The sequence below is a fragment of the Allocoleopsis sp. genome (genome assembly GCF_036703385.1).
Lineage (GTDB): Bacteria > Cyanobacteriota > Cyanobacteriia > Cyanobacteriales > Coleofasciculaceae > Allocoleopsis.
Map to the genome: position 1 here is coordinate 1 of NZ_DATNPA010000800.1, position 21,605 is coordinate 21,605.

Consider the following 21,605-nt stretch of genomic DNA (forward strand, 5'->3'; position numbering starts at 1 on the left):
GAAGTGGGCTTGATGTAAAACGCAGTCAAAAGGTTTTTGAGTACCTCCTTTTCTGACTTATCGGCGAGAGACGGTTGTTCTCTGGCTTTCTGAATTAACTCCACAACTGGGTCGTTACTGTCTTTAAGTCGTGCTTCTAGCATGGCAACTTTGGCACATTCATTCCCCGATTGCACCACACACAACGCGGCCTCAGTCATAAAGCGTCGCAAATCGTCGCTCTCCAGTCCAGCCAACCGCAAGTTTTCATCCTGGCGCTGCTTGTCGAGTACCCACTTCACCGACTCATCGTAAATGCGGATTTTTGCTGTGATTCCCTCTGCCTCAGCCAACTTCTGGACGTTGAGATGCTGCTCCCGGTGCATTCGTCCCAGGAGATAGAGTAGCAAGGGTTCTCGTGCCAGGTTGTCTTGAATTTCCGCTGGGCAAGCCTGCAAAAACTGCTGAAATTCAGAGGCTTCTTGCGTCCCCACTTTAGCCGCCCATTTGTCCAGCCAGGTTTGCCGAATCGAGTCACCCATCGGCTCAATTGCCACTCGTTCCAAGCTTTTTGTTTGCGAGAGCAGCCGCTCAATTCCTTGCAGTGCCAGGGGACGCCCCGTGACTAAAAACCGATGATGGCTACCCCTCTGAAACATCTCCACCTGCTCTAGAAATTCTTGCACTCCCCCGCTAGAGCGTCCCTCCAGTAACAGCTCATCAAACCCATCCAGCAAAAACAAAAACCGGGTATTTTTATCTGTAAGCCAGCCGCGATCGCTTTTGACAAAATCAACGGTATCTAGGTAATTCTCCAACGTGTCGGTTAGGTTATTCTCTAGCGATCGCAAATGCCGCAACCGAATCACAATTGGGGTAAACGTTGGGTGCAACGCCTGCCGCACTTTATCCGCAAACATCCGACAAAACACACTCTTTCCGCGCCCTGCTTCGCCCTGAATAAACAAGACGTTCTTGTCTTTAGGGAAGTTATCGAGTCTTGCTCTAACCCACTCCCCAATATCAACCAGCTCTGTGTCTGGAATAGGTTCGCCTTTGATATCGAGCAGTTTTACTTTTAACGGCACGTACAAATCCCGAAAGGTAATCTGCTTTTCATCTTCTTCATCAAAGATGTATTCATCGGGCTTAGGGCGAATTTCCGTATCCAAATACTCTTCAATACTCAGGTACTTCTCTAGCTGCTCCTTCCCACCCGCGCTATACCATTTCACCAATCGCTCCACCGACTCCCCAACTTTGATCAGTGCAGGAATCAGATACTCATTGGTTTTTCGTGCCACTTTTTCAGTTAACGTTCTTGCCTCTGTCTCTGGCAATCCCGCCTGTATGAGCCGTTGCAGTAAAACCTCATTGAATGCCTCTGCCAGTTGAGATTCGTGGAAATAAACAATAGCTTTTTTCGCCTCTCGCTCCTCGAACTCCCGCTTGCCCAGTTGTTCAATCTCCCGCTCAACCGATTTAGAGGCTGGAGAATGACCAATTCGCGCTACTAATTCCGGCTCATCTTTGAGAATAGCTTGAAAGCTTTCCAGGTAAGCCGCTTGGCTAACCAGTGCCATACACTGCTCCAAACTCAGCTCTTTCTTCGTCGCGTCAGCAATCAGCTTGAGGAGGGTAATCGCCAGTGGTGCAAAGGGAATCACTGCCCCAGCCACTTGACCCAAGGGAGCATTGAGAACATCTAGCAGCGAGGAAAATTGTTCTAAATAAGGTTTAAGGGCTTGAGCGTTGGGTGATTGTTCCTTAAGGGCTTTTGCCAAATCAAATACAGCTTTGGCAGCTTCAGCTCCCGTCTTCGTTACCTCCACCGATTGCCCCCAGTTCAGCTCTCGGATATCGGTAGTCAAAATCCTCCAGAGCGAGAGCTTCATTCCCATTGCCTAGTCTCCTATCTTGCCAATAAGATTCTGGCAAAAATAGATCAGCATCTTAACCCGACTACCAACCGGAAATCAGTTTCTCTAGTCGGCTTCAGCCAATGACCAGCTACTTCTTGTGTGGTGGTTGTGTGGTGGTTGTGTGGTGGGCATCTCGCCTACCCTACAAAATAATTGACAAAAATGCAATGATACTGTGATTAGATTTAAAAACTAACCCCCGTCCCGAGTAGGGAAGGGGGAACCGGACTCCCCTCTCCTCATAGGAGAGGGGTTGGGGGAGAGGTCAGATTTGGGATTCACCAACAGGCGATCGCAATAACTTGGGCAGTTACCTACCCTAGATTTTTCTTTCCCCCCTTAATCAGCCGGAGCTTATACAAGGAGGTTAGGGGAGTCTAAAGCGTTAGTGATTGCGGATCGGTTTCAATCAACTTCGCCAAATCTTGCAGGAACGCTGCCGCATCAGCACCGTAGATAATCCGGTGGTCACAAGTGATATTCACCTGCATCTGACGCCGCACACCCATCATTCCTTCCTCCGTTGCCACAACGCTGGGGCGTGAAGCTCCGATCGCCAAAATTGACCCTTGTCCTGGGGGCAAAATAGCATCAAAACGGTCAACCCCAAACATGCCCAAATTGGACAGAGTGAAGGTACCAGAGCTATATTCCTCCGGCTGCAACTGCTTGAGTCTGGCGCGTTCTACCAAATCTTTCCAGCTGCGAGATAGGGAATAGATATCAACTTGGTCAGCTTGTTGCAAGACCGGTGTAATCAGCCCTCCACCGGGCATTGCCACCGCTACAGCAATATTGATGAAACTATGATACTGAATGCCCTGTTCTACACAACTCGCATTCACCAAAGGATGTTTTTGCAAAGTAACCGCCACGGCCTTAGCCAGCAGTGCCGTCATCGTCACGCCTTTGGACTTGATTTTTTTGTATAACTTATCCAGCTCATCGGTTGTAATGGTATAGCCAACGTGGAAAGTAGGCACCTGAAGGCTGGCAACCATATTCCGTACCACCGCATTTTGCAGCGTATTAAACGGTACGGTTTCACCCAAGGCAGCAACGGGAACGGCTGGGGTGGGTGCTTGACGAGGTGCAGGAGCAGCTGGAGCAGGGGCTGAGGCTGGTTTCGGTGCTGTTGTCGTCGCAGCTGGCGCAGGTGCGGGAGTACTCGCTTTCCCAACGGCAGCTTCCACATCCTCAGCAACAACCCGCCCATGAGGGCCACTACCTTTGATCGTGTTCAGATCGACGCTCAGTTCCTTGGCTAACTTACGAGCGCGAGGCGAGGCGACAATCCGTCCATTGCGAATGCTGGGGGTGTCTTGAACCGCCACTGGGGCTGCCTCTACTTGTCCGGGTGTCGGTGTGGGTGCCGTGTCTTTTTGAGTGCTGGAAGCCGCAGCGCCTTGCCCTAATTGAGCTGCGTGTTGTTTGACTTGCTCAATTTCGGCTTCCGTTTCTGCCAAAAGTGCGATCGCGGCACCCACAGAAGCCGACTCACCTGCTGGTACCGTGATGACAGCCAGATAACCTTCATAGAAGGACTCAACGTCCATATCCGCCTTATCCGACTCAACCACCACCACAGTTTCGCCTTTCTCAACTTTGTCGCCTGGAGATTTCACCCAGGAAACAATTTTGCCTTCGGTCATTGTGGAACTGAGGGCGGGCATAAAAACTTCGTGGATCATGGGGTTGGTATATCTAAAATTTACGTGGCGTGAGATAGTAAGAACTTATGCAAATTGCATTGTAGCTTGAGGAACGGCTCACTAATAAACCTTCCTCACTTGAGGCTTCGCTGCTTGCCGTATTCTCGAGCTTTTTGAACTAGCTCTAAAACATCTAAATTGCTCGATGTCAGTGACTTCTGTGGAAAATACAGCCCTTGTAAAGCATAACCGATTAACCCTCCGTATTCTCTAAACATGAGAAAGGTTTTATCCCTAAAGCTCAGGTAAGAAGGCAGAGGAGTAGTACGGGGAATTACGGTAAAACCATTGGCGCGGAACACGAGCATTGAGCGCAACATGTGGGGTTCGTCTGTCACTAACAGAATCCGCTGCCTTCCCTGCGCCTGTAGTATAGCCGCTGAGAAAAGTGCATTTTCGGCTGTAGTTAAAGAACAATTTTCACCATCTAGTGCTCGCTTAGGAATACCTTTTTCCTCTACTTGCTCGAGCAGACTGCGAGCATCATCAATTCCACTTGCAAAAACCAGTGGCGCTCGCCCAGCCTTCCAAAGTTTAGCAGCCAGATCAGCTCTGTCTGTATAAAATCCTCCTGCCCCCCGTCCCAATAGCACAATTGCATCTGCTTTTGTCCCAGGGTCAGATGGCAGGAAAAGCACCAAAAAATCACTGGCAAAAAAAACTAATAACGGCAAAATAGCCGTCAAACCAAATAGTAGCCAAAATCCTTTACGATTTTTGAACCAATGTCTCCATCGAGCACGCTTAATTCCCCAGAAAAGAATAACAAAAACAACTAATAGCACTAGGGTTCCTATTAGAGGCTTATTAATCCATGCTGCCTGCAACCCAGGAAGGAATATTGGCAGTTTATTCAGGGCTCGGACGCACAAACTTGACTCAAACATTCAAAGTTCTAGCCAGACTTGCCATGAGTAATTTATAGCATCTATAGTTTTAGGCGGCTACATTGACGATCAAGCTTAGAGCTGCCATGCATCTTGCTATTGCACGGCGACAGTAACGGGTTTTATTGGAAGTTTGGCTTGTGTTTGGGGATAAAGGGCTGGGATAGCTGGGTAGGAGGCTTGGACTTCTTACAAAGAAAGGCAGACCGGAGCTTTAGTGAGGACAGGAGGCAGAGGGCAGAAGGGAAGAGGGGGAAAAGAAGTTTTATAGTCTCTACTTCTGTTTCTTAGCCATGATGTTGTGTATCATTCCCTGATTCAGCAATACTACCGTTGAATAAATCAGTAGGCGCAAAAAAATAAGGATGATGTCGTAGCGAATCTTAAGCTGTGGATACTTGTGTCAGAGCGGGTTAACGCGATATTCCTGGGGAAAGGCCGATAATTAACCAACAAAACCCACCCATAGTATTAAGAGTTCCATACCCGTCCTAACTAAAGCTGCGGTACCCAAGTGTTGCGTTTATTTTTACCCACATACTTACCATGTCATCTCACTTTAAAATTCTTCTCGTGGTACTCGCTGGTATGGCGATGACGCTGAGTGCTTGCAGTCCGAGCGATGTGACACCAAAAGCTTCTGTTAATCAGAGTGAAACCGTAGCAACGCCAGAAGCAAGCGCGACTTCACAGGAGCCAAGAACTTCTCCTAGCTCTAGTCCGAGTCCATTTCCTCAGAAAACAACGTCTTCTGTCAGTCCATCACCCATCCGTCAACCCACCCACAACCTGAGTCCAGAGTCTTCAAAATCTAAGTCTTCTGTGCAGTCTTCGGCTAAGGTTCAAAGCGATCGCGAGAACTACAAAGCTATGGAACTAACCAAAATTGCCAAGGACAAGGCTGTGATTGGCAATGACCCAAAAGCGATCGCAGTTGCAGCTTTTGGTGACGTTGACTCAGAAGGCGGTTCGCGAGACATACAAGTCGAGTATCCCCAACCGGATCGCGCTGTGGTGATTGTCACCCAGACCGGTGTTGCGGATGATTCGGTGCGTGCAATTCGGTATCGCGCTGAATTAGTACCCACAACAAAATCCTCCCAGACAGGCAAGCAGTGGAAGATGGTATGGGCTGGCTCCCAGTTTACCTGTCAACCGGGGCGAGGTCATCAAGATTGGTCAATGAAACTTTGCTCTTAACATTCTCTATGCTTGTCTCTTTGTAGATGACCCTGAATCGAATGACACTCCGTTAAGAACATTCGGGGATGATAGCAAAGCGGGACGGATTCCGAACGGGGTCGGAATTCTAGTAATAGCGTAGCGGGACAAAGTCCGCAGGTGAAGGTTTGTTGATCATCCTGGGACAGAGTTGAGGAATTCTCTGACCTTCCTTATCTTCGTGCCATTCGACCCTGCATAATAAGATGCGTACTCCAGCGATCACCCCACTCTACTAGCGCGGCCTAGACGTCCCCGCGAATTTCTTCTACTACTCCATCCCGCAGAAGAATTTCTACATTCATTTTTCGCACTAGGTTATCCCCCAGTTCCACACGGAAATAGCTTTCCATCTGACCTTGACTCACTTCCTGATCCAGTTCCAGCATCTGTACTTGTTGCAGTTGCTGTAACTGCTGATTTTTTTGCTCTAGCAGTTCACTCTTCTTTTGATTGACCTGCATTTGGATATTCTCAATTTGCTGCGCCACCTGCGGCCCAGGAGGTTGCAAGTTTTGCTTTTGGATTTCTGCGATCGCTCGTTGCCCCTGCATATCGAGTTGTTGCAGCTGAGAGTCAATTTGGTTAATCTGCGCTTGAAGTTGCTGCTGAACCTCTTCCTTCCATCGGGGGGTAACGATGGCTTTGATATTGACCGGTCGCTTCAAGAGTAAGTTTGACTTAAATTCGTCCATATCTGTTGCGTCAGTAGATCTGAAGGTTAAACAGTTTGAAGTGTCCTACTCCGGAGGAACACCGAAAGAGAGAATAACACGGGCTCAAGGATGAAGACTCAAGCCTGAACTTCATCCTTCATAATTTAGCCCCCCTCACTTTTCACCTGAATCAGGCAAACATCCCGATAATAATATCGTGATAACGTTCCATAACAACGGGTCGCCGGATTTTCAACGTTTGAGTCATCATGCCGTTTTCTTGGGAAAATGGCTCTAAAATTAGCTCAAAAGGGCCTATTCGGTCATCAGGCCGATAACCTGGGCGGTTTTTTACTTCTCGGTTCAATTCGCTACGGAATAAGCTCTGAACCTCTTTACTATGCAGGTTAATAGCTGTCCGGAACTCCTCTGGAGGTGCATTAGACTGACGGGACGCAGAATCAGGAAGAGGCAGGTCTAGATTTTGAGAAGCAGCCCACTTCTGTAAGGCTTCAAGATTTGGCACAATTAAGGCACCGAGCGATCGCTGGTCTTGACCCACTAGCATAATTTGATCGATATAATCACTGCGTAGACAAGCATCCTCAATGGGCTGTGGTTCAATATTCTCACCATTGGTTAACACAATCGTGTCCTTCGCCCGACCGGTCAGCACGAGGTGATTTTCGGGTGTCACCCAACCCAAATCTCCCGTATCAAACCAACCGTCCGAATCAATGGCTTTAGCGGTGGCTTCGGGTTTGTTGTAATAGCCTTGCATTACTTGTGGTCCCTTTACCAGAACTAAACCCTGCTGTCCTTGAGGGAGTAGCTGACGGGTTTCGGGGTCAACAATCCGAATTTCTGTATCAGGCATCGGTGGGCCTGAACTATAGCGCAAGTTACGCCAAGGACGACGCACGTTGGTGACGGGAGAGGTTTCTGTCAAACCATAGCCCACCAACACGTCTACACCAATAATCTCAAAAAAGTCGTCCAAGTGCCTTGCTAGGGAACCGCCACCGCTAATAACTTCCTTAATTTGTCCACCGGTTGCCTCGCGAACTTTTTGATAAACTATCTTGTCTGCCAATTGATGAACAGGCCAGAGGGCAGCGGCTTGGACACTAGCTTTTAGTCGTTGGATGGCTGAAGGTTGGAGGTTTTCTAAGCTCAATCCCTGCGCTAGACGCCGTGCTTCAATGTAGCGTTTACTTGCGCTTAGGAAGTTTTGTACCAATCGCTGCTTAGAGGCCGGCTGTTCGCGGAACTGCTTTTGCACGCCTTCGTAAATGGATTCCCACAGTCGGGGTACACCCACCATCAATTGAGGTTTAAATTCTTTGAGGTCTTTTTTGACGTTGCGTAAGTTCGTATAAATCTGTGTACAACCTTGGGAAAGGATATAGTACTCAGCTGCTCGCTCGTAGGCGTGCCAACTGGGGAGGATGGAAAGCACTTTATCGCCCGGTTCCGGTACCCATACGGAACCAATGTTTATGACTTGATGCAGCAAGTTACCATGAGTCAGCATGACGCCCTTGGGCTTGCCGGTGGTACCGGAGGTGTAGAGTAGGGTGGCTAAAGTATCCCGGTTATGGGTAACACTCTTCAGGGGGTGAGATGCCCCAGCCGCCATTAATTCGGCATAGTTGATAATTTTCAGTGTTTCGCCTTCTGGCGGCTTTTCTTCGGAGAGGAGAATCACCCACTCAAGGGGGAGAGAGTCTAAGCGATCGCGTAAACTTTTCAGCAGGGCAAGGTTTTCCACCACTAAACCAATGCTACCGCTATCTTCCAGTATATAGAGCAGTTCTTCACGCTCTGCCTGAGCACTACGCACCGCATTTGCCGCCCCTGCTGTAATGATGCCCTGATCAGCAATCATCCATCGGGGACTGTTGTCGGCAAACAGAGCAATCCGAGTCGGGATTCCTGTCTCATCCAATTCTGTCTTCAACCCCAGTGATTGCAACCCAGCCGCAAATTGCTGAATCTGTTGATATAACTGGGCATAGGTGAGGCTCGAAGGTTTGGCACCGTGCGCTCCTACACTATGAGGGTCTTTGAGAGCAACAATATTCTCAAAGCGTTGAGCAGCAAGAGGCCAAATTTCAGGCAGGGACTGCACGGAAGAATAATCGGCAGCACGTTTGAGGTTATTACTCTCTTCCTGGGTAAGGCGGTGAGCAGGGTGGTCGTTCGACATAAGTCAATTCCCTGAATAGTCGATTGTTTGTGTTTTTACCATAATCCTGCGCTGAGCCAGAATAAATACTCTGAGAGGACAGTATTGATTCTGCCACTCGTTCCAGCAAAAACTCTCGTGAACCCTAGTTGACAGACTGCCTATTTCATATTTCGTCTCTTTTGTCAATGCATTTTACTGGACTGGTGCTCAACTAGTATGTAATCGATACAACATGCCAAAAAAACCGTGGAGGTCACGGAAACAAGAGGTTAGTTGCCTGAGTGCCGCCAGCGATCAAATTGATCTTCGGAACACCCATTAATATATTTGTTGCTGACCCAACCACTCAGGGGTTTAACCACCTCCGGAGTCTTTCCAGGGGGCGACGTTACTCTTCCAGTTAGTTGAACCCAGTTACCCGATCGCCGCACGGCTCGAACACCATCTCCCCTATTGAGTTTAGCGACAGTTCGGTACTGAACGCCGGGGCCTCTGCGGATATTCACATTATTTTCCGTAATAAATGAACAAACGCTCTGATCTGCCATCAGCGCCCATTGATTGGGTAAGGTTGGCATTTCTGCATTTGCCATTTTATTGGAGAACAACGGTAAGCCAATGGCAAAGAAAGACAGTAGCGCTGCACCAGTTAGAGATTTTCCCGAATGGGTCATTGTTCTGAGGGGATTAGAGCTAATTTTTAGGTAATACTATCAAATCAGCTTATACCATTTTGGACTCTAGAATTTGAATTTTGGCTTTTAGAACCCTTGCCAGTCGCTCGTTTGTAAAATTCAACTGTAGAAAGAATCAAACAAATCGTTATTAATTTAACTGACTCGCTGCCGCTAAGGGTTGATATTGAGAGGTTTGTCAATATAACAAGAGCACCAAAATCGTCTTTCCTCGCCGGCTTGATGATAATAAAAATCCTTGGCTAGTGAAGGGTTAACTCTAAGGAGACTTGGAATTGCCAACACCCCAAATCTTATTTTGTTATCACTCCGATGATAGAGATAACAGTTGTGACTTCGATGAAAGCCGTGCAGCTATATGTAATTCTTATAGATAAAGATAAGATTGTTTTGATTCCAATTTCACTATTTAATTAATGATGGCAATTCCTTAATAATTAACAAAAATCAAGCATTAAGCAAAAAATTAAGTCCAAAGATGGAGGAATTGTATCTAAGTATGGCTCTAAGGTATTGCATATAACAAACCAATGTTATTGGAGGAAAGCCCAGTGAATACAGAAGAAAGATTGCCCAAACCTCAAGTTGGTGTAGAAGGCGATAACTATGATCGCGGAATTGTCCCTGCCGAAACCGCAGCCCGGAAAGACAGAGAAGGAGCAGACTTCAAGAAAAATCCTCAGGATGATAGACCAGAAACCCACGGCTTTACGGTAGACAAAGAGGGTTTGATTGATAACTTTGCCATTGAACCCGAAATGTATGTCAATGAACCGGGTGACTTACGAGGAAAAGAAGAGGAACTAGAAGCTGAACGCACTGAAGAATTTGAAGAAATTAACGAAGATAAAGACGGTCAGTTAACGATGGATGGTGACCGACGGGGTAAGGGGCCAGGAATTGTTTAACTTAAGCCGTTTGATGCTTGGCATCATCTTTGTGAAGGATAGTCGATGGCAAAAGCCAGTCGCTTAAGCTAATCGCAAAAAACTAGATACCGCTGTCATCAAACAGCTGGCTTTGGAAAATTTTTCCGTGAGTCAGCTGGCTTTTTGCTGATTGTCGTCAGTTTGCCGCTAAAATAACTTGGCGTTACAGCAAGGTAGAAGGCAAAGACGATGGCTCAGGCAAAGATTGGCATTATTGGTGGGAGTGGGCTTTATAAGATGGAAGCCCTCAAGAATGTGGAAGAGGTGTTTTTAGACACACCCTTTGGTGAGCCTTCTGATGCCTTGATTGTGGGAACCCTGGAGGGGACACAAGTCGCTTTCTTAGCACGTCATGGTCGTAATCATCACTTGATGCCCTCTGAATTGCCCTTCCGAGCGAATATCCATGCGATGAAGCAGTTGGGTGTAGAGTATCTCATCTCGGCGTCAGCGGTGGGTTCTCTCAAAGAAGAGGCTAAACCCTTGGATATGGTGGTGCCGGATCAGTTTATTGACCGGACGAAAAATCGGGTTTCCACCTTTTTTGGAGATGGAATTGTTGCCCACATTACATTTGGTGACCCTGTGTGCCCGAATCTGGCTGGAGTTTTAGCGGATGCGGTTGCCAGTCTTGAGTTACCCGATGTTACGCTGCATCGAGGGGGTACCTATGTTTGCATGGAAGGGCCAGCATTTTCCACGAAAGCTGAGTCGCATCTTTACCGCAGTTGGGGTGCAACCATCATTGGTATGACAAACTTGCCGGAGGCGAAACTAGCGCGAGAGGCGGAAATTGCCTATGCCACCTTAGCACTGGTGACGGATTATGATTGCTGGCATCCCGATCATGACAGTGTAACGGTGGAGATGGTGATTGCGAATCTGCAACGCAATTCGACGAATGCTCAGAAGGTGATTCAAGAAACCGTGCGGCGATTGGTTGAAAATCCACCTGCATCGGAGGCGCATTCGGCGTTAAAGTATGCGATTTTGACCCAACTGGATCGGGTTCCGGCGGCAACAAAAGAGAAGTTGGGGTTGTTATTGAAGAAGTATTTGTGAGTGGGTGGATAGGGATTAATCGACGGGAGCGATCGCCTCTGGCACATTAGGCTTACTCAACAAAAATAACGCCTGCGGCTAATTGAACCCGATCCAGGCTGATATATTGGCGCTGCGCGATCGCTCTCAACTTCATGTCTAACTCTCGATTAACCTTATTGAGTAATCCTTCTGTTGCCGGAATCATCTGAAGTTTGCCTTCACTGCGGAACTGCTCAATGCGTTCCTTCAATTCTGACTGTCGGCGGTTGGCATAGTCCTGTGTACTCCGTTGCTGTACATCACAGCGATTCTTATTTTCAACCTCCTCAAAACCTTCAGCCGCGCGATTAAATGCCTTTTCCAGATACTCATCACAATTTCTGTAAACCTTTAAGACCCGATCCATATCGCTAATTTCGCCCATTATGTTAATGGCATTGGTTCTCTCGTAGCTTATGGTGATAAGTAAACCTGATGATAATCCCCCACAAAAAGCATTTGGATTTTTTTATCTGCAAGTCCCTATGCAAATCGCTGTAAGTGGGGGCAGCCCAAAAGGGCGGTGTTTAGTTCAAATTCGCCAATGCAATCTTTGAATCGTCAGAGGAAGCTTCATTAACCATCCCTGAATATTCACCGTTATAGTTGGTAAATTGAGACGGTGCTCTCCGAATATTAGATAGACGAATTTGCCAATCGGAAACCTGCTCGTAGTTAAGGTGATTAGTCTTGGAAGTGGTTGTCCATACCCCCCAAAGACAGGTGTCTTCAAACTGTAGCATTCCTGTCTTGCGTAAGTTATAAGCTTGCGGAGTTCCGGGCAAGGGAATAATGCTGTAGCACGACGTTTGAAATTCTAATTGAGGGTTAATCTCTACCAGTTCATCCACGAGTTCTGAAATCGCTTCCTCAAGACGTAACAAATCCTCATGGTCATCATCGGGTAGTCCGATAATGATGCCATAAGCAATGACAGGTACACCAGTTCTGACTACAGATTTCATCAACGTACAATGCTCCTGCCACGGCAGGAGCTTCTTGTATGCTTCTCGTCCAAAAACCGGACGTTCGGCTGGGATATAAGCCAAAGGACAACCAACTTTGCCATCCCAGCCAAACAGTGCTTCAATCAATTCTTCGTCAGGTCTGAGGTCAGTGCTTTCGTAGTTACGCCCAGCACCCAGAGTGGTTTTCCTCAGTTCTAAACCATTGGGCCACATGAGAGTTATTCCCATCTCCCGCGCACCATTGGTAATTTCGAGGATCTCTTGTCGTCCCTCAGGAAAGAGTCCACGAGCGAGGAATTGATCGGAACCGATATTGATCGAACGAGCTCCCGCTTCTTTCTGGATAACCAACCATTTGAGGGCTGTTTGTGGGGACATTCTCCGAAAGCCCGTGCCGTAGGTGGGTGTCATGCAAAAATCGCAGGTGCGATCGCAACCAATGTCAGCCACCAACGAACCGACTGGTACAAATCCTTGGACATTGGGGAGTGTCCCTAAACATTCCCGTGCCACTTCCACCGACGGTAGTGCCCACTCATCTGGAGTTTTTGCTTTAGTCTTCCTGGGATACTGTTTACCATCTGCGAGAATGACACCCGTGAGTTCTTCTCGTGGGGTTTTTCCGAGTACATAATCAAAAATAGCCCAATTCGCTGCCCCAGATTTATCCTGAACAACTGCTGCTGCGCCCGCCTTCAAGTAGTGGTGTGGTTCAGCGAAAGCATCCGATCCGCCAACGACAATGGGACGACCTCCCTTAGCCAGATGCTCAATCAGCATACAAGTGACTTGACGGTCTTGGGAGAAATTAACTGTAATTCCCCAAGCATCAAATGCGTGGGGATCGAGGGCGGAAATTTTGCCGCCAACGTAAGTTTTCCGCAGGGTCATCCCTTTCCAGACAACCTCTCCAAATTCTTCACTATAATTGTCATCTCTGAGGTTGACCAATTGGGCATCAAATCCTCCTGCTTGCAAGTCAGGTAGCAAAACTTGCTTGCTGATTAAGGAACGATGTCTATATAAAGAAGTCCAATTTTTGCCTTCTGCATCGTATAGTCCTGTTGCTGGAACTTCAATCAGTCCAATTGTTGGAGACTCTTTAGGTACCATAATTCAGGGTGTATTATGTTGAATGACAGTAGGAGGTTCTCGAGCCGTTACACTCCCGACTCTTCGTCACACTCCCAACTCTTTGACGCGATATAGCGGTTCTCAGTTGCATGGAGTACACCTAGCGCCAGGGAGTCAGGAGCCAGGAGTCAGGAGATGTGATGATTGTACTTCACCCATTTGAGAACTGCTATAAAACAAGTTGGTGAGCCAATAGTTTATAAAATTAAAGGATAACAGAAAACTAATATAAGAAATATATAAAATGAACGAAATTTCTGATTTTCTTCATCATTACCCCTCCATACTGTTTGGAACTACTATCTGGAGAAATGGCGTAAAGCATGAGTTATCCTGAAGCCAAAATCCGCATCGAAAATCTCATAAAGATTTATGGAGATAATTGTCGTCCTGCACTTAAGCTGTTTTGGAAGGGAGCCAATCGAGAGGCTATCTTGCAAGCCACAGGGCAGATTCTCGGCATTGCAGATGTGTCTTTTACCATCCATCAGGGTGAAGTTTTTGTAGTTATGGGCTTGTCAGGTTCTGGTAAATCTACTCTCCTTCGTTGTATTAATCGTTTGATCGCCCCAACCAGTGGACATATTTATATTGATGATGAGGATATTACCCATGTAGATGAAAAACGAATTCGTCAAATTCGCCGAACCAAAGTGTCAATGGTGTTTCAGCATTTTGGCTTATTTCCTCATAGAACAGTTGCCGATAATGTGGAATACGGGCTGAAGTTACGAGGGATGAGCAAAACCCAACGTCGGAGAAAAGCTTTGGAAACTTTGGAAGTTGTTGGGCTAGCTCAATGGGCAGATAACCAGCCTTCCGCTCTCAGTGGTGGGATGCAGCAACGGGTTGGACTGGCTCGTGCTTTGGCAACGGATGCTGAGATTTTGCTGATGGATGAACCTTTCAGCGCTCTCGATCCGTTAACTCGAAGGGAGATGCAGAATGAATTATTAAGACTCCAGAAAGAGTTGAACAAAACGATTGTCTTCATTAGCCACGACACCCAGGAAGCAATGAAACTGGGCGATCGCATTGCGGTGATGAAAGAGGGGGTGATTGTTCAACTCGGTACTCCACAAGAACTGTTAAATCAACCCACTAATGACTATATCCGTGGCTTTATTCAAGATCTCAATCGAGGGCAAATCCTCAAAACTGGAACGATTGCTCGTCAAACTATTTCCTTAATTCTTGGTCAAGATTCTGATCGAGTAGCACTCAAACAGATACAAAGCCAAAACCTCCAGCGAATATATGTACTCAATCCTCTGGGAGAACCTGTCGGTTTTGTCGAGCCGCAACAACTCGATCTGGCGATTCAGCAAGAAGTTAAAGACATCACTAAATTAATGCAAACGAACTTTTCCAAGGTTGAAGCCCAAGTTCCTTTAGAGGATATTTTTCACTTTTACGGTAACGAACAAAGCCTAGTAGTGGTTGATGAAACAGGAAAGTTTAAGGGAGTTTTAGAACAGGCAGATGTCCTTGCTAGTCTTAGCAAGAAGTCTAGTGGAGCTTTTGACTAAAAAGGAGCAACCCAGCGTCAATTCTGTAGAAGCAAATGTATGCTCAGACAACTCCTGAAACAATCGACTTTGTTAGTTCTAGCAACTCTATTGCTGATCGGTTTAATCGCTTTTTCCTCTCTGGCACAAATCACTACAGACTCTGCTCTACCTGGAAAGGGCGTTACGATTCGTTCAGGGACGAGCGATTGGATTGACGATCGGTTTCAAGCTGAGATTATCAACATTGGGTTGGAGAGACTCGGTTACAAAACAACGCCACTAGTAGCGGCGGCATATCCGGCTCTCTATACCGCAGTCGCCAATGGTGATCTGGATATTGCTCCAGTCTTTGGAGAACCTGGACATAATCAATTTTATCAAAATGCTGGCGGTGAAAAAAAGCTGGAGAAAGTAGGTCTGCTTTTTCCGCTCATACAGGGCTATCAGATTGATAAAAAAACTGCTGATAAATATCATATTACTAACTTACAACAATTTCAAGACGCAAAGATTGCTCAGCTATTTGATACCAATGGAGATGGTAAGGCCGATCTGGTAGGTTGCGATCCGGGTTGGAGTTGTGAGTTAGAAATGGAGCATCATCTGGATGCTTACAAACTGCGGGCTACTGTGGAAATCAATAAAGGAAATTATACCGCTCTAATTGCAGATGCCTTAACTCGTTACCAACAAGGAAAACCGATTTTTTTCTACGCTTATAGTCCTTTCTGGTTGGGTGATGTGCTGAAAGTTGATCGAGATGCGATCTGGCTGGAAGTTCCTTTTACTTCCGCCCGCCAGAGCAATGGAAAGATTACTACAAAAGATACATCTGTAAACGGGAAAAATCTGGGGATGGTTCAAGGTAGATATCGGATTGTTGCTAACAAGAAATTCTTAGCAACAAATCCCTCTGCTAAACGTTTCTTTGAACTAGCTAAAATCCCTTCTGAAGATATGATTTTTGAAAGCTTTCGTATTAAAAGAGGTGAAAATAAACCGGAAGATATTCGTCATCATGCCGAAGCATGGGTTAAGCAGCATCAAGACCTTTTTGATGGGTGGCTAAAGCAAATAAATCAGACCAGCAACAAACGAGGAGAAACATCCTCAATTATAGGAAACAATGCTAATAACAAAAATTTAGAAGGACTGAATATCTTATTAAATCCCTTCCAGCTTTACACCATTCCTCTAGATAAGTGGATTACAGCCGTCATTAATTTCCTTGTAGACAACTTTCGTCCCTTATTCCAAACTATTCGTATTCCTATCAGTTGGGTACTAAAAGAAGTTCGCGGTCTATTGCTGGCAATTCCCCCTCTAATTTCTCTACTGCTGGTTGGCTTTATGACATGGCAAGTTGCCGGAAAAGGTGTAGGAATTTACAGTCTGCTTGCCCTAACGTTAATTGGCTTTGTTGGGCTTTGGGAAGCAGCTATGGTTTCCCTTGCCCTAGTCGTTACGGCTGTTATATTCTGCATCATAGTCGGCATGCCCTTGGGTGTGGCTTGTGCGCGGAGCGATCGATTTGAGCAAGCGTTTCTACCACTCCTTGATGCCATGCAAACCCTGCCAACCTTTGTTTATCTTGTTCCGGTAATTATGCTATTTGGGATTGGAGAAGTTCCGGGGGTAATTGCAACTATTATCTACGCTCTTCCCCCCTTAATTCGCTTTACTAATTTGGGTATTCGACAAGTCTCTCCAGAGGTTGTTGAGGTAGCTTGTGCTTTTGGTTCAACGCCCAAACAAATCTTGTGGGAAGTGCAAATTCCTCTCGCTATACCAACTATTCTGGCTGGAGTTAATCAAACTGTGTTGTTTGCTCTGGGGATGTCGGTTATTGCTTCAATGATTGCAGTTCCAGGACTGGGTTTAACAGTATTACAAGGCGTGGGGCGTTTGGATGTGGGTATGGCGGCTGTGGGGGGACTAGGAATTGTCTTGTTGGCAATCCTGCTCGATCGCATCACTCAAGCTATTGGAAAGGCAAATAACTGGTAGAGTGAAATAAAAGGTGCTTCCTGCTCCCAACACACTCTCTGCTCAAATCTGTCCTTGATCCTGTGGTTATCTGGCGCTACGCATGCCAGTGAGCAGATAAGCCATCATATCTCCCTTGCCTTTGACAAAGATAACGCCCCGTTCCTCAAACAGGTACTTATCCCGTAGTAGTTCATAGGTGGCGGTTGTCACCTGAATGGCACCGTCAACGCCTTGGGATTCCATGCGGCTAGCAACGTTAACGGTGTCGCCCCACAAATCATAGATGAACTTTTTGATGCCAATGATGCCCGCGACGACTGAACCACTGTTGATGCCAATCCGGAGTTGGAACGCTTCACCCGTCTCCTCTGCTACTCTCACCATTTCAGCTTGCATATCCAGCGCCATTTGAGCGATCGCTACTGCATGATCTGGACGAGGCGTCGGCACACCAGCGACAACCATATAGGCATCACCAATCGTCTTAATTTTCTCCAAACCATGCCGTTCAGCCAGGTGGTCAAACTTCGAGAAAATTAGATTGAGAATCTCAACCAGTTGTTTTGGAGATGTTCGCGCTGCAAACTCGGTAAAGCCAACGATGTCAGCAAACAGAACGCTTACTGCTTCAAAACTATCAGCAATCGTCGTTTGTTGCAGTTTCAAGCGTTGTGCGATCGGTTCAGGCAAGATATTGAGCAGTAGTTCCTCCGATTGGTTGTGCAGATAACGCAGGGCTTCCCGCGCCAGCTTACGTGGCGTAATGTCGGAGAGAGTGCCTTCGTAGTAGAGCACCATCCCAGTGGAATCACGAACGGCACGGGTATTTTCTATCACCCAAATCGTACTCCCATCCTTACGATAGACCAGAGACTCAAACTCAAAAACGGCATTGTCCACTTCCATAGCAGCAATGAATTCGTCTCGGCGGTTAGGGTCAACATAAACTTGCTGTGCGATATCTTTGATACAAATCATTAGTTCTTCAGGCGAAGAGTAGCCTAAAATCCGTGCCAGTGAGGGGTTGGCGCTCCAGAAACGTCCGGAGGGTGTGGTCTGGAAAATGCCCTCGATCGCGTTTTCCACTATACTGTGATATCGCTGTTCGGCAAGCCGGAGCTTTTTATGGAGTTGCCCTTGTTGGATAGCGATCGCGATCGATCCAGACAAAGCTTGTAGAAAATCAACCTCCCACTGTTGCCACTGCCGAGCTTCGCAACAGTGATGAGCTACCAACAAGCCCCACAACTGTTCTCCTTGTAGGATGGGAACTACCAAGTTTGCCCTGACTTGAATACTTGCAAGAAAATCAACGTGACACGGCGTTATATTCGCTGTGTAGATATCTTCGATGACCAAAATGCGACCCTCATGATAGCGCTGAGCATAGCTTTTTCCAAAGCAGGAGTCAGAGATTGTAGTATCCAAGATAGATAGATCATCAGTACTGGTAGACTCTACAGCGATCGCCCCACTCCAGTCGGCAAAAAATTGATAAATAAGTACGCGATCGGTTTGAAGAAACTGCCGCACTTCACTTACCGTTGTGCTGAGAATCTCTTCTAAATTCAGCGATTTACGAATCCGTTGGACAATCTCACCGAGCAACTGTTCCCGTTGAGCTTGCTGCCGCACTAACTCCTCCGCCCGTTGGCGCTCCTTGACTTCCTGTTGCAGTTGCAGATTTTGCGTTTGGAGTTGATTTTGCAGGTTTTGAATAGTTAGGTGGTTCGTGATGCGAGCTAAAACCTCTTCCGGCTGAATCGGCTTGGTGACATAATCTACAGCTCCAACCTTAAACCCTCTCACCTTATCCCCCGTCTCACCCAGCGCCGTCATAAAAATCACCGGGATATCTTGCGTTGACGGATTAGCTTTCAAGTGGCGACAAGTTTCAAACCCGTCAATTCCGGGCATGAGTACATCCAAAAGAATGAGATTGGGCTGGGCATATATAGCCTGTTCGATCGCACTTTCACCATCAACTGCCAGCAAAACTTCAAAACCGGAGTCGGTCAAAAAATCGCACAGCATCCCTAAATTAGTCGGGGTGTCATCGACGATTAAGATGACGCCTTCTGCCGGATTTTCCACACTCATTCACGTTCTGACATGTAGGGTTTGAGAAACTCCCTGATTTGCTTGACATGAAAGCCTTGTGCTAGTTGACGAAGCTCCGACGCAAACGGGACAAGTCGCTCGTCCAACTGTTCGAGGCGCGCCGCTTGCTCGTCTATTCTCTTAAGGTTGCCTCTCTTTGCTAGATCCAATAGGATAGCGATTTCCTCCGGAGGTGGAGCAACTAATTTGGGATTTTCGGTTTGGGATCTTGAAGTAATCGGTTGCTCGTTAGATTTAAAACCCTCTAAATTTTCGTCAGCAACCCTTAATTCAGCATCAGCGATCCTCGTTAATCCCAGATCGTCATAAACCCATTCCAACCCCAAATACACCCGCAGTTGTTCCAAGAGTTGCTGTGCCTGCACTGGCTTAGGGATAAAATCATCGCAACCCGCTTCCCGACTTTTATGTTGACTATAATCGAAAACGCTAGCCGAGGTGGCAATTATTACAATCTTTTTGAACTCTGTTAACTGTCTGATCTGCCGAGTAGCCTCAAAACCGTCTAGTACTGGCATTACTAAGTCCATCAAGATTAGATCGGGCTTAGACTCAAGCGCCTTATTCAGACAATCAAGACCGTCTGTTGCTTCAATGATTTCAAACCCCAAAGGCTCAAGCATATTGACTAGAACCGCTCGATTTTCCCATTTGTCGTCCGCCAACAAAACTTTGCGTTTTTCCCCTTTGAAACCAATAATGTTGTGTTCCTTAGCTTCGGCAATTGAGGTCAAGTTCGGTACTTCAGGCAAATCTAAATCTAGCCAAAAAATACTGCCAGAATCCAATGTACTTTTCACTTCTAAGGTACTACCCATCAACTGCGCTAATTTCTGGCTAATCGCCAGTCCCAGCCCTGTGCCTTCCACCCATTGGCGACTGTTCTCGACTTGATGAAACGGCAGGAAGATTTCTGTCAATTGTTCCGGTGCGATGCCAATGCCAGTATCCTCTACCTGAAACCGGATTTTCCCCTCGTGACAACCAACTTTGAAAACTACCTCGCCAGTGTCGGTAAATTTAACCGCATTTCCGAGTACGTTAATTAAAATTTGCCGCAGTTTTTGCTCATCGCCTCGGACAAAAGTGGGCAGAAGGGAAAGCGGTTCGTAACTAAATGAAATGTTCTTTTGTTCAGCACGGATACGACAGATTTTAGCAATATTGTTAAGAAAATTAGGAAAATTAAAATCACTTAGGTGGATTTCCATTTTCCTGGCTTCAATTTTGGAGAGGTCTAAAATGTCATTGATGAGTGCTAGCAGGTGTTCGCCACACTGTTCAATGATGTTCAGTCCATCCTGTTGCTTGGAAGTTAAAGCTTCGTTTCCTGGCTCTGCCTGGGAACGTTGTTTGAGGATGTGAGCGTACCCCAAAATCCCGTTCAATGGGGTTCTCAGTTCATGGCTCATATTCGCCAGAAATTCACTCTTGGCGCGGTTGGCGGCTGCGCTTTGCGCCGCTGCGCTAATAGCGGCTTCTTTGGCCTGTTTGAGTACTTCCTCTGCCTGCTTGCGATCGGTGATGTCTTCATGAACTGCTACATAGACTGTTCCATACTCAGGATGTTCAAGTCTAGAAGTGTGAGATCTACACCAGAAAGGTGTGCCATCTTTCTTAATATTATGAATCTCATACGTCGCTTCACCACGTTGATTTAATTGCTGCATTATTTCACTGGCAACCTGTTTGGCATTCTGCTTATCTGAAGCGTAGTTCAATACTTCCACAGGTTTTCCATTTAGCTCACCCGATTCATAACCAAACATACTCTCGAACTTGGGATTGGCATAGACGATCGCACCATCGGCAGCTCTGACCAGGCAAACCCCTTCAGCCATATTCCTTACTATTACACCTTGAAGCTCCAGCCTCGCCTCTATCTGCTTGCGGTCGGTGATATCTCGCCCATTGACATAGATTAATCTGTCTTCAATGGATGCACTCGCACTCCAGACAATCCACTTGTAAGAGCTGTCTTTGCACAGGAGGCGAGACTCAAAGTAGGTTGTGTCGATGCCGCGAGCAACGTTTTGCGCGTCGGCAGCCAATGCTTCTCTGTCTTCAGGGTGAATAAATTCGATGTAGGGTTTGGCGAGTAGTTCCTCTGTTGTGAAACCCGTTGTGCTTTCCCAGGCTGGGTTCACATACTTAAAGTAACCGTCAAAATTAGTGATACACAACAGTTCGGGTAAAAGATTAAAGAAGTTATCACGTTCTTTTTCCACCCGCTTGCGCTCCCTAATTTCACTTTCCAATTCTCGGTTTGCTGCCTCTATCTGTGCCGGACTTGGGAGAGCAAGCGCTTTAGGCACTAATGGCACCAAATCTACAGCTGTGTAGAGTGAGACGACAGCGGTTAGGGCTTTAATCGACCCACTCAGCCAATAAGTAGGATGCCACAGTGTCCAAATTTCCATGACGTGGGTAGTACCACAAGCAACGATAAACGCTCCAAACAACAGAAATATCCAGTTGAAGGGCAAATCGACGCGCTTGCGGACAAAATAGACTAGTGTGATGGGGATGGAATAATAGGCGATCGCAATCAGAGAATCAGACATGACATGGAGCCATACCAATTCTGGCTTCCAGAGAAAGCAATGC

The 21,605-nt window shown here is 46.7% G+C and carries 15 protein-coding genes; 5 read left to right on the plus strand and 10 right to left on the minus strand.

Going from position 1 to position 21,605, the window contains the following annotated elements:
- The 3 genes from V6C93_RS37120 to V6C93_RS37130 form a co-directional block, all read right to left on the minus strand.
- A partial coding sequence (locus V6C93_RS37120) for an NACHT domain-containing protein (RefSeq protein ID WP_333481715.1) occupies window positions 1–1,880 on the minus strand: 1,880 nt, incomplete at its 3' end.
- 398 nt (window positions 1,881–2,278) lie between these two features.
- Entirely contained in the window at window positions 2,279–3,592 is a 1,314-nt protein-coding gene (locus tag V6C93_RS37125; protein ID WP_333481716.1) for a dihydrolipoamide acetyltransferase family protein, read from the minus strand.
- A gap of 95 nt (window positions 3,593–3,687) precedes the next feature.
- Window positions 3,688–4,398, minus strand: a complete 711-nt coding sequence (locus V6C93_RS37130; protein ID WP_333481717.1) for a YdcF family protein — start codon at window positions 4,396–4,398, stop codon at window positions 3,688–3,690.
- 648 nt (window positions 4,399–5,046) lie between these two features.
- Between V6C93_RS37130 and V6C93_RS37135 the strand changes: the two genes are divergently transcribed.
- Window positions 5,047–5,700: a hypothetical protein gene (locus tag V6C93_RS37135; protein ID WP_333481718.1), complete on the plus strand. Its 654-nt coding sequence runs from the start codon at window positions 5,047–5,049 to the stop codon at window positions 5,698–5,700.
- Between the two features lie 266 nt (window positions 5,701–5,966).
- On the opposite strand, the gene V6C93_RS37140 is transcribed toward V6C93_RS37135, so the two are convergent.
- From V6C93_RS37140 to V6C93_RS37150, 3 genes are all read right to left on the minus strand, one after another.
- Window positions 5,967–6,416: a YlqD family protein gene (locus V6C93_RS37140; protein ID WP_333481719.1), complete on the minus strand. Its 450-nt coding sequence runs from the start codon at window positions 6,414–6,416 to the stop codon at window positions 5,967–5,969.
- A 151-nt stretch (window positions 6,417–6,567) separates the two neighbouring features.
- The gene (locus tag V6C93_RS37145; RefSeq protein WP_333481720.1) at window positions 6,568–8,586 is read right to left on the minus strand and encodes a long-chain fatty acid--CoA ligase; all 2,019 of its coding nucleotides are present in this window, start codon (window positions 8,584–8,586) and stop codon (window positions 6,568–6,570) included.
- A 251-nt stretch (window positions 8,587–8,837) separates the two neighbouring features.
- Entirely contained in the window at window positions 8,838–9,242 is a 405-nt protein-coding gene (locus V6C93_RS37150; protein WP_333481721.1) for an SH3 domain-containing protein, read from the minus strand.
- Between the two features lie 551 nt (window positions 9,243–9,793).
- On the opposite strand from V6C93_RS37150, the gene V6C93_RS37155 reads away from it, so the two are divergent.
- Both V6C93_RS37155 and V6C93_RS37160 read left to right on the plus strand, forming a co-directional pair.
- Entirely contained in the window at window positions 9,794–10,171 is a 378-nt protein-coding gene (locus V6C93_RS37155) for a hypothetical protein (protein WP_349262959.1), read from the plus strand.
- A 210-nt stretch (window positions 10,172–10,381) separates the two neighbouring features.
- Window positions 10,382–11,254 carry an S-methyl-5'-thioadenosine phosphorylase gene (locus V6C93_RS37160; RefSeq protein ID WP_333481723.1) on the plus strand — a complete coding sequence of 291 codons (873 nt, stop codon included), beginning with the start codon at window positions 10,382–10,384 and terminating at the stop codon, window positions 11,252–11,254.
- Between the two features lie 52 nt (window positions 11,255–11,306).
- Here V6C93_RS37160 and V6C93_RS37165 read toward each other — a convergent pair whose 3' ends face one another.
- The gene (locus V6C93_RS37165; protein ID WP_333481724.1) at window positions 11,307–11,660 is read right to left on the minus strand and encodes a hypothetical protein; all 354 of its coding nucleotides are present in this window, start codon (window positions 11,658–11,660) and stop codon (window positions 11,307–11,309) included.
- A 142-nt stretch (window positions 11,661–11,802) separates the two neighbouring features.
- On the minus strand, window positions 11,803–13,356 hold the full coding sequence (locus V6C93_RS37170; RefSeq protein ID WP_333481725.1) for a radical SAM protein: 1,554 nt from the start codon (window positions 13,354–13,356) through the stop codon (window positions 11,803–11,805).
- A gap of 344 nt (window positions 13,357–13,700) precedes the next feature.
- On the opposite strand from V6C93_RS37170, the gene V6C93_RS37175 reads away from it, so the two are divergent.
- Both V6C93_RS37175 and proX read left to right on the plus strand, forming a co-directional pair.
- On the plus strand, window positions 13,701–14,906 hold the full coding sequence (locus V6C93_RS37175) for a glycine betaine/L-proline ABC transporter ATP-binding protein (protein ID WP_333481726.1): 1,206 nt from the start codon (window positions 13,701–13,703) through the stop codon (window positions 14,904–14,906).
- A 39-nt stretch (window positions 14,907–14,945) separates the two neighbouring features.
- The gene (gene proX / locus V6C93_RS37180; protein WP_333481727.1) at window positions 14,946–16,895 is read left to right on the plus strand and encodes a glycine betaine/L-proline ABC transporter substrate-binding protein ProX; all 1,950 of its coding nucleotides are present in this window, start codon (window positions 14,946–14,948) and stop codon (window positions 16,893–16,895) included.
- A gap of 66 nt (window positions 16,896–16,961) precedes the next feature.
- Here the strand turns inward: proX and V6C93_RS37185 are convergent, their stop codons facing one another.
- Together V6C93_RS37185 and V6C93_RS37190 are read right to left on the minus strand one after the other, a co-directional pair.
- On the minus strand, window positions 16,962–18,977 hold the full coding sequence (locus V6C93_RS37185; protein WP_333481728.1) for an adenylate/guanylate cyclase domain-containing protein: 2,016 nt from the start codon (window positions 18,975–18,977) through the stop codon (window positions 16,962–16,964).
- On the minus strand, window positions 18,974–21,605 hold a 2,632-nt coding region (locus tag V6C93_RS37190; protein ID WP_333481729.1), incomplete at its 5' end, for a PAS domain S-box protein. The genes V6C93_RS37190 and V6C93_RS37185, both read right to left, overlap by 4 nt.